Origin of the sequence: Streptococcus sp. 4155 (assembly GCF_013276695.1) — a bacterium.
Lineage (GTDB): Bacteria > Bacillota > Bacilli > Lactobacillales > Streptococcaceae > Streptococcus > Streptococcus pseudopneumoniae.
Genome location: NZ_VMLM01000032.1, coordinates 1 through 9,458 on the forward strand (window position 1 = coordinate 1; position 9,458 = coordinate 9,458).

General features: G+C 37.5%; 8 protein-coding genes, 2 pseudogenes and 1 riboswitch. All 10 genes and pseudogenes read right to left on the reverse strand.

Annotation, left to right across the window (positions count from 1 at the left end):
* A pseudogene (locus tag HT715_RS04205) lies at positions 1–86 on the reverse strand (IS5/IS1182 family transposase); the annotation flags it as partial.
* Positions 87–229: 143 nt separating this feature from the next.
* Entirely contained in the window at positions 230–1,426 is a 1,197-nt protein-coding gene (locus HT715_RS04210; protein ID WP_100127924.1) for an MFS transporter, read from the reverse strand.
* Positions 1,427–1,982: 556 nt separating this feature from the next.
* Positions 1,983–2,111 (reverse strand): annotated as a pseudogene (locus HT715_RS04215) (phosphatase PAP2 family protein); the annotation flags it as partial.
* 26 nt (positions 2,112–2,137) lie between these two features.
* Positions 2,138–3,358 carry an MFS transporter gene (locus tag HT715_RS04220; protein WP_001091363.1) on the reverse strand — a complete coding sequence of 407 codons (1,221 nt, stop codon included), beginning with the start codon at positions 3,356–3,358 and terminating at the stop codon, positions 2,138–2,140.
* Between the two features lie 199 nt (positions 3,359–3,557).
* Positions 3,558–4,430 carry a helix-turn-helix transcriptional regulator gene (locus HT715_RS04225; RefSeq protein WP_000525619.1) on the reverse strand — a complete coding sequence of 291 codons (873 nt, stop codon included), beginning with the start codon at positions 4,428–4,430 and terminating at the stop codon, positions 3,558–3,560.
* Positions 4,431–4,541: 111 nt separating this feature from the next.
* On the reverse strand, positions 4,542–5,192 hold the full coding sequence (locus HT715_RS04230; protein WP_000653436.1) for a phosphatase PAP2 family protein: 651 nt from the start codon (positions 5,190–5,192) through the stop codon (positions 4,542–4,544).
* On the reverse strand, positions 5,182–5,745 hold the full coding sequence (locus tag HT715_RS04235) for an ECF transporter S component (RefSeq protein WP_000185825.1): 564 nt from the start codon (positions 5,743–5,745) through the stop codon (positions 5,182–5,184). The genes HT715_RS04230 and HT715_RS04235 overlap by 11 nt, the downstream gene beginning before the upstream one ends.
* 163 nt (positions 5,746–5,908) lie before the next feature.
* A riboswitch (FMN riboswitch) is annotated at positions 5,909–6,127 on the reverse strand.
* 53 nt (positions 6,128–6,180) lie between these two features.
* Positions 6,181–6,684: a tRNA (cytidine(34)-2'-O)-methyltransferase gene (locus HT715_RS04240; protein ID WP_000181376.1), complete on the reverse strand. Its 504-nt coding sequence runs from the start codon at positions 6,682–6,684 to the stop codon at positions 6,181–6,183.
* A gap of 192 nt (positions 6,685–6,876) precedes the next feature.
* Entirely contained in the window at positions 6,877–7,707 is an 831-nt protein-coding gene (locus HT715_RS04245; RefSeq protein WP_001148088.1) for an energy-coupling factor transporter transmembrane component T, read from the reverse strand.
* Positions 7,692–9,374: an ABC transporter ATP-binding protein gene (locus tag HT715_RS04250; protein ID WP_000656513.1), complete on the reverse strand. Its 1,683-nt coding sequence runs from the start codon at positions 9,372–9,374 to the stop codon at positions 7,692–7,694. Before HT715_RS04250 ends, HT715_RS04245 begins: the two co-directional genes overlap by 16 nt.
* Between the last annotated feature and the right edge of the window lie 84 nt (positions 9,375–9,458).

The window sequence follows — 9,458 nt, forward strand, 5'->3', positions numbered from 1 at the left end:
AACATCTCTTCAAAAGTCGTGCACTGAACACCAACCAGGAGCTTAAATCGTGCATCAGTTAGTTGTTCACTTGCTTCATAATCCATAGAACTATTATACCATATATTGTTTCGCAGGAAGTCTAATCTAATGGAATAGGAGGCAGTAAGATGGAAACTATCATAGCTTGTACTCATAAACTACTCAAAACGATATATGAAGTCTTATATCTCCATAAAAATACATAATTTCACAGTGTTTTTTTTAATGCTGACGATATTACAGGAATAAATGAAATTGCAAAATAAATGATAACTGAAATAAAGTATACTGGCAAAATTCCAATTAAGTCTGCTAGATAACTAAATGAAACTAGCGCTACAGCATACATTAGTTGCATTAAAACACTTCTGGCAGCAAAAGCTCTTGCCAATATACTAGGATCAACTTTTTCTTGAATAATTGATTCTTGAATTATATTTCTAATTTGTGCAGGGGGGCCGACTAGAAAAGAAATAATAATTGTTATGATAGGGCTTCTATTAACAGTGTAAAATAGTGTGAGTAGTGTAACAAGAAGTGATGATATAAACAAAAATTTTCCTGGAAAATGTTGAAGTTTATGAGAGTATTTTGTTATTACCCCTCCTCCAACTATAATCCCTAAGAAGTATGCTGAACCCTGGTATCCCCACCAAGTTTCACTTGTTAAAAGGATAGTGGTTGTAAATGCTAGGAGGTATGAAGATGTCCAAATCACATTTGCAAAATTTTCAATAATATCCATAATAGTTATATCCCTGATGACAGGATTATCCCTTATAGGTATGAGACCTTCAAAAATTTGATATACATATGAACTTTTGGAAGAGTTTGGTTTATGTTGATTCTTTTCAACGTGAATATAAAAACTTAGAACTGAGGAGAGCAAGAAACACAAAGATATACAATATAATGAATATTGCAAACCTAGTAACGTAGACAATGGAATTGCAAGTGCCCAGCCTGCTGTTTGAACGGATTGACGAATGCTTAGGGTGAGACCGTTTGCTTTTACTATCGCATCATTATCAACTATACTAGGAACAATAGCTAGACGTGCAGGAGTATAAAAACTATTGGTGATGCTTATTAAAAAGACTGTGGAATAGGTTATTATAATACTATCATTAAATGAACTGATAATGGTATAAGACAGAGTAACTAGCCCACCAATCAGATTAGTAAACGACAATACATTTTTATGTGAAATTTTGTCTAAAAAAATAGGTCCAATCAAACCTCCTATAACTGCTGAAATAGTTCCTATTATCAAAACAAATGTTGATTCACTGATAGAATTACTTTGTGAATAAACCTTTGAGATGATTGTTACACTGAAAAAAATATTTGCAATCAAGTTAAAAATTTGATTGCAAAGTAAGTATTTAAAATTATTATTGCTTATCTTAACTCATTCCTTTTGCAAATAAATATTGATTAGTATAGCAAAAAAATATATTTTACGCAATTACTATGCTCTCGTGTTGATATACCATACATATGAAAGCTTCTACCTTTCCTTTTGTATATCTATCTAATTTTAGCCATATTGCTTGAGAATTCCATAACCTTTCTTGCAAAATCATAGTTTTAGGTGGTGACTAAAATAGATAGAAATATAATATTGCTTACGGTAGGAATTATGGTATCTCTTGGGAACAGTGATCTCTCTAAACATGTAAAGTCTGATTTTATTAATTAAGGAGGTACATTTATCGTATGGTTTTATAATCACTCTATGAGGGACAGGGGAATCACTTGCTGATTCCTCCTAATTTCTAGCTGGACGGTATTGATCGGACTCTTTATAAGCTCTAAGGTTGCATGGGAAGAGCTCCTCCAACTTAAATCAGCGTAATGGGATAATACAGAATGGTCCATTTTTCTAATAAGTATAGTTGAGTCGGATGAAGATATGCTATATTGACTTTCATTTCTTTCTCCTCAAGGGAATTCGATACTCACTTCTGTTTGCCTTTAAATCGCCATTGGAAGCGGAGCTTGTCATAAAAGGGAAACTCGATAAACAAGACTCCCAAACCCAGACAGAGACTGGCAAGAACGTCTGATGGGTAATGAACTCCCACCCAAAAAGAGACAGTAGTTCATACTACTATTACTCTATTTTCATTGCTTTCACAATTGCTAAGGCAGTCAATACAAAAATAAAAAGTGGAAGCACTGTGATTTTTAGGTTTGTAGCACTCGCTAAGGCAACGATGAGCATGCTAAGAATTCCTGGTACAACAACATTGAATACTCCAAGCACTGACTGGATGGTTCCCATGACTTCTTCTGGAACCATCGAGAATACAAGGTTGAAAATCCGAGGCCCCATCATTCCTACTGCAACTGCGCATAAGAAGACAACTACCAATAAAAGGAGGAAATGATTGATCAACCAAGAAAAGAGAATACAGAGATGCATAATTTCTTCAAAGTAGACAATCATTTTTATGGGAATATTTTTTAGGATACCTCCACTCAAAAAACTTCCCACAATCGTTCCTGAAAAAATAACCACTGACAATGCTGCAATGGATTTCCCAGTGTCAAAGAAGATAAATGGATGATGAATCAACATCAAAGTCGTTAAAGGGGTAATAATGCTTAAAATCACTTGGTTCATAGCTGCAATGAATATTAATTTGATGATGGTTGGAAAACTTGACAATATCTTCATAGAATAGAGGAAATGCTCTCCAAAAGATTTTGCGGTTAATCTTTTACTAACCTCCATCTGTCCCTCAATATCTCTCAAAGAAGTACGAATAAACACCACACCCAACAGTGCAAAAAGAAAGGTCAAAGCATTCAAACCCACAAACATCTGAAGACTGATGACCCCAATCAAAACTCCACCTGTAAGGTTGCTAAGAATATTAACTACACCAGCAGTTGCCTGTCTAAACCCCATAGCATCTGTCATATCATCTCCTATAATCCTCACATACAAAGGAGAAATCATAGCACCTGCAAAATAACTCATGGTATCTGATAAAAGATTGATGCCACAAATAAGAAAAACCATCCCCATAGAAAAGTTCTTATCCGTTACAAACAGTGTCAATAGAGTATAAAGCAGAAACTTACTTGCCAATATAGCAATATATTTTGCAACACGATTTTTTTGAAAATCGGCAATAACGCCTGTGAACAACTGAGAAATCTGCGGCAAAGTCTCCGAAACTGTTATACAAAGAACAGCTAATGAAGCAAATTTATATCCCGATACATAAGAAATAAATGAAATATAAAACAGCGTATCACCAAATGACGAAACCCATTGATTAATTAGCAACATCCGGTAATTTTTATTGGTCAGAAAAGTATTCATTGGATTGCCTCCTTCTTCAGCTCAAAAGGAAATTGAAATCCTAACAACGCCCAATATATCCCCAAAGCTCCAATACCAAAATCAAAAACTATTGATGATATTCTAATACATCAATTTTGGTTTGTCAATAATTTTTATGGTGTTTTTTTATTTTTTTTGAAATATGAATTTAAGTTATCTAAAAATACAAATCTTTTTCTTAATCTTCACTTTCCAATAATTTCATTTCCTTCTCAATTTCTAGCATCATTCTCTGGTTCTCTTCGTGCTTGTAAAGCTGATAAGATACTTGATAAAAACCTAGTATCCTATCCCTTTCAGCAAAGCTCTCGCTTATATTTCCCAATAAACAATACAAATCTGCTAATCGATAACTACTATTATATCTTTTACAAATAGCTATCGTTTCTGTAATTTCTGCTATAGCTTCAGATGTTCGTTCATTCAACCACAAATATCTACAATAGTTATATCGGAATTTAATCATCAATTCTAACTGTTCCAAATGATGAACAGATAGTGACTGGAGGTTCTCTTTTAAAAGTTGATAGAGTTCCTGATATGTGTCTTCCTGCCCCATATCAAAATAAAAATTAGCCAAGGTATTTCCCAGTTGTAGATAGTAAAAATCAGATTTTTTCAGAGATAACAGTATTTTTTCCAGTTTCGCAACTGCCCCTGTTTGATGATTTAAATAACAGAATTGAACTAATGTATCAATCCAGTCCAAATAAATCTGGTCTTTAGCAGATAGACGAGTACGTTTAGATTTTTCCAATTCATAGATGTAATGGAGAGATTCATATTCCCTCTCATCCAAAAATTTCTTAGATAATTCTTTAAACTTATCAATATTTTCTAAACTAGAAACCTCAGTATCTTCAAAGAAATAATCCATGCTCACCTTCAATCGCTTAGATAGTTGAAAGAGTAATTCTGACCCAGGTGAATATTTACCTTGCTCCATACGGCTAATCTGCCCTTGCTCACAAATCCCCTCAGCTAATTCTTTTTGAGATAATTTTAATTCCTTTCTTTTATTTTTTAATCGTGTCGCTAATAGCATACCCACACTTTCTTCCTCCTTGCTTTATTTATTAAAATATATCAAACACCAAAACATGTTTCAAGTATATATTTCATATGGTTCTATTTGTATTTGTACAATTTTTTATCTTTTCCATCACTTCTGCTTGCCTTTAAATCGCCATTGGAAGCGGATCTTGTCATAGAAGGGAAATTCGATAAACAGGACTCCCAAACCCAGACAGAGACTGGCAAGAACGTCTGATGGATAATGAACTCCCAGATATACCCTTGATACCAGCACACTAACTAGGTAGAGGCCAAGGACGATTTGTACAATTTTTCTCCAGACTGGATTTTTAATTCGTTGACTGAGAATGACAATCAGAGTACCTACCATCAAAGTTACAGCCAGAGAATGCCCACTTGGGAAGGAAAATCCCTTCTCCTCCACAAGATGTAAGATAGCTGGTCGTGGGCGCTGGTAGATATTTTTAAAGGTCACGATTAAAAGACCCGCTAAAGCCAAATTCCCCAGCATGAAGAAACTTTCTATCTTCCATCGCTTACGATAAAAGACAAAAGCTGTAATAACAACCCAAGTGATAATCACTGGGATATCAATCAAGCGTGTGATGGCTTTGAAAAGAATAGTCAAGTAATCTGGCAAATCTCCTCGAACTACCGTTTGAATCAATTGGTCAAAACCGACCAGCGTTTCAGGGTAAAATTTGACCATGTAGCCAAGAATAACGAAAAGTAAAAGGGCAAAACTGCCCTTCATTAAAAATGTTTGTTTATCTTTCATAGTGTTTTAAGGTTGGTTTCAAAAGGACGTACAACAACCAGAATGAAACGGAAAAGATTACACCCTCAATCAAGTTAAAAGGTAATACCATGGTCATTAGGTAGTTGGAAAGTCCCAAAATTTTTCCAATATCAAAGTTAGCAAACTTAGCGTACAAAGGAACAGCATAAACATAGTTGAGAACCAACATGGCAAAGGTTAAACCAATAGTTCCAGCTAGAGAGCCTAGTAGGAAACGAAGGGTTGTCCGTTCCTTTTTCCAAATCAAAGCAAATACGATGACAAAAACTCCCAAAGCTACGATATTCATCGGCAAACCAATGTAAGTATTCACTCCTTGGCTGTTAAGAAGCAATTTCAAGAGTGAGCGAAGCAAGAGCACTCCTAGAGCAGCAGGCAAATCCATGACCACCAGACCCACAAGGACTGGCAAGATACTAAATTCGATCTTGAGGAAGGATGCCGCTGGCAAGAGCGGAAAGTCAAAGTACATCAGCACAAATGAGATGGCTGATAAGATCGCAATGGTCGAAAGTCGACGTGTGTTTGTCATAACAGGTTCCTCCAATTTTCTATAAAATCAGAAGAAGTTAGAAAGGATTCCTCTATCTATTCTCATTTTTTATATCCCAAAAGTTCCCTCTCACTCTATTAAGGAAATTCAAGCAAGCGGTTACAGTTTAGCTATAAATCTATCAGAACAGACAAAGCTATTCTTTCGTCTTCTCCCATCCAGACTATACTGTCGGTTGTGGAATCTCACCACATCAGCTTGCGCTCGCGGACTTATTTGGCTAAGATATTTTAGATTTATCTAGGCGTCGCAGTCGAAGATAATACTTAAAGTATATCGAGACAAGACAACGACGAGAAAGCTAAAATAGCTAGTCAAATTTACCGCCGGTCGGGAATCACACCCTGCCCTGAAGACTCTTTTATCATAACAAAAAACGCTTGCAAGCGCAAGCATTTTGTTCATTTTCATTTTTTATTTCAATTTATCTGCTTCATAGGTATGAACGAGCTCAAGACCTGCAAAGTGCTGCTGGCGGAGGGCTTCGTAGACAATCATGCAGACGGTATTAGACACATTGAGACTGCGGACATGTTCATCATTCATGGGAATACGGAGAGCCTTCTCAGGATGTTCTCGCATAAAGTCCTCAGGCAAGCCCTTGTCTTCACGTCCAAAGAGAAAATAATGGTCCTCGTCAGTCGATAAATCCACATCAGAATACACTTTCTCAGCAAATTTTGAGATCAGATAGAGTTTGCCCTTCATATGAGACATGAAATCCTCCAAACTCTCGTAAAAATAAATCTCTAGTTTATCCCAATAATCCAATCCAGCTCGCTTCATCTTGCGGTCGTCAATAGGAAAGCCCATTGGCTTGATGATGTGGAGGGGAGAATTGGTCGCAGCACAAGTACGCGCGATATTGCCTGTATTTTGTGGAATTTGTGGTTCAAATAATACAATGTGATTTGTCATGACTTGCTTCCTTTCACCATTGCAAAAAAATAGCCACACTGCCCGGAGTCAAGCTCAGCAAACAGCGTGGTTAAGGCATCGTTAACTTACCTCACAACAGGTTTGAAGTAAATCAGCGAAACTACTTTCTTAGTATAACACTTTCAGAATCATTGTCAATAGAAACGACTTGATTTTTTCAATTTTTTCAAGCTATTTCCAAGGATTGTAAAATCGTCCTTGATTCTGCAAGATAAGTAGTAAACTAGCTACTAAAAACAAGGCTGCCAAGAACAAGGTAAGATAGTCTCCTTTTTTCAAGGCCTGATAACTATACCAAGTGCGTTTTTTCTCTTTCCCAAAGCGCCGAAGCTCCATGGCGGTCGCGATGGTATCAATGCGTTCTAGCGAGCTAAAAATCAAGGGAGTAATAATGCGCAAATTGCCTTTGATTCGTTGCATAAGAGAAGCTTTCTTGGATAATTCCATCCCACGCGCCTCCTGAGACATTTTGATAGTAAAGAATTCTTCCTGCAAATCTGGAATATAGCGCAAGGTCAGACTGACTGAATAGGCAATCTTGTAAGGCACACCAATTTGATTTAAACTAGAAGCAAACTGACTAGGATGGGTTGTCATCAAAAAGATAATAGCCAGAGGAATGGTACAAAGGTACTTAATGGCCAGATTTAGCAGATAAAAGAGCTCCTGGCTGGTCAGAGTGTAGGCACCGATTCCCTGCCAAATCACACTTCTCTCTCCGTAAAGTCCAACCCCATACTCAGGAGAAAAGAGATAGACCATCAAAACGTTTAAAACGGCAAATACCGTCGCAAAAACGGCCACAAAGGAAACATCTTTAAAACGGATTTCTGACAAATAGAGGAGAAAGACCGAAAAGATGGCAATCAGAACAAGCAGTCTGGTATCATAGCTAATCATGGCCGCCAATGACACGAGGATGAAAAAGAGAAGTTTACCAGCTCCTGACAAGCGATGAATCACAGTATCTCTATGCTGGTAACCAATTAATTTAGCTTGCATCCTTCTCTCCTTTCTTTGTAAAATGCCGTTAAAGCAAGTGGATCCACGTCTAGTTTTTTAGCCAAGTTGAAGATTGAAGTTTCTTTTAGATTGGCTTTTACTAACAGCTCAGGATTGCTCAACAGACTAGCTGGATCAGTATCAGCAATCAGTTCTCCATCAACCATGACAAGGGCCCTGTCTGAATAATCCAGCATCAATTGCATATCATGCGTAATCATGACGATGGTATGACCTTTTTGATGCAACTCTTCGAGAAATTCCATAATCTCAGTATAGTTCTTCTGGTCTTGACCTGCTGTCGGTTCATCTAAGAGGATAATTTCAGCTCCTAAAACCAAAATCGAGGCAATAGTGACACGTTTTTTCTGACCAAATGACAGGGCAGAAATAGGCCAATTACGGAATTCATAGAGACCACAGATTTTCAAAGTTTCATAGACTCTCGTTTCAATTTCCTTCTCATCCACACCTCGCAAACGAAGTCCCAGAGCCACCTCATCAAAAATCATGTTAGTTGAAATCATTTGATTAGGATTTTGCAGCACATAGCCTACTCGTTCCGCCCGCTCTGCAACAGAATCTCCTTTTATATCCTGCCCTTCCCAAAGATAGCGACCTTCCGTCTGAATAAAGCTACTTAAGGCCTTGGCTAGAGTTGACTTCCCTGCTCCATTTTTCCCGACAATGGCAATCTTTTCACCCTTTTTAATATCCAAATGTAGGGATTTTAAAATCGGTCTATCATCATAAGAAAAAGAAACCTCCTCTAGTCTAAAAAGTGACTGCAAATCTGGCATCTCTTTTGCCAGTTCATTCTGCAACTGAACCTGACCTTTTGAGATAGACAAGTTATCCAGATCTGCTAACTGTTCTTCCTTGGCTAAATCCACACCCAATTGACGGAGAGTGGTGAGATAAAGGGGTTCGCGAATTCCATTTTGGGTCAACAAATCAGTCGCCAATAACTGATCAGGACTTCCATTAAAGAGGATACGGCCATCGTTTATCAAGACAATCCGATCCACAGGTCGATGCAGAACATCTTCCAAACGGTGCTCGATAATAAGGGTCGTCGTCCCCTCCTCCTTATGAATCTGATCAATCAATTCAATAATATCCTGACCTGACTTGGGATCCAGATTGGCGAGTGGCTCATCAAACAAGAGAATCGGACTTTCATCAATCAAGACACCGGCTAGACTAACTCGCTGCTTTTGTCCACCAGACAAGTCTTGAGGACGCTGAGCTAGTAAAGGGAGAAGGTCCAGCTTTTCAGCCCATTTATGAACACGACTTTTCATCTCTTCTAGACTTGTTACATCATTTTCTAGAGCAAAAGCCAAGTCCTCTGCCACAGATAAGCCGATAAACTGCCCATCTGTATCCTGCAAAACTGTGCTAACCAGATGAGACTTATCATAGATGCTCATATCAAAGGCTGTTTGACCCTTTATCAAAAATTCTCCATATGTCTGACCCTTGTAAATATTGGGAATAATCCCATTCAAACACTGACCCAAGGTAGATTTACCTGATCCAGATGGTCCAACAATTAAGACTTTCTCTCCCTTGTAAATGGTCAAGTCTATCCCTTGCAAGGTCGGTTCTTGTTGTGTTTCATACTGGAAAGAGAAATCCTTCCACTCAATTATAGCTTCTTTCATCTTACTCTCTTCATTCGCTTCTTCTACTCAATGAAAATCAAAGAGCAAACCAGGAAGCTAGCCGTAGGTTGCTCAAAACACTGT

Coding starts and splice junctions, on each gene's coding strand:
- HT715_RS04220 (WP_001091363.1), bottom strand. CDS start 3,358: ATGAATACTTTTCTGACCAATAAAAATTACCGGATGTTGCTAATTAAT.
- HT715_RS04230 (WP_000653436.1), bottom strand. CDS start 5,192: ATGAAAGATAAACAAACATTTTTAATGAAGGGCAGTTTTGCCCTTTTA.
- HT715_RS04235 (WP_000185825.1), bottom strand. CDS start 5,745: ATGACAAACACACGTCGACTTTCGACCATTGCGATCTTATCAGCCATC.
- HT715_RS04240 (WP_000181376.1), bottom strand. CDS start 6,684: ATGACAAATCACATTGTATTATTTGAACCACAAATTCCACAAAATACA.
- HT715_RS04245 (WP_001148088.1), bottom strand. CDS start 7,707: ATGCAAGCTAAATTAATTGGTTACCAGCATAGAGATACTGTGATTCAT.
- HT715_RS04250 (WP_000656513.1), bottom strand. CDS start 9,374: ATGAAAGAAGCTATAATTGAGTGGAAGGATTTCTCTTTCCAGTATGAA.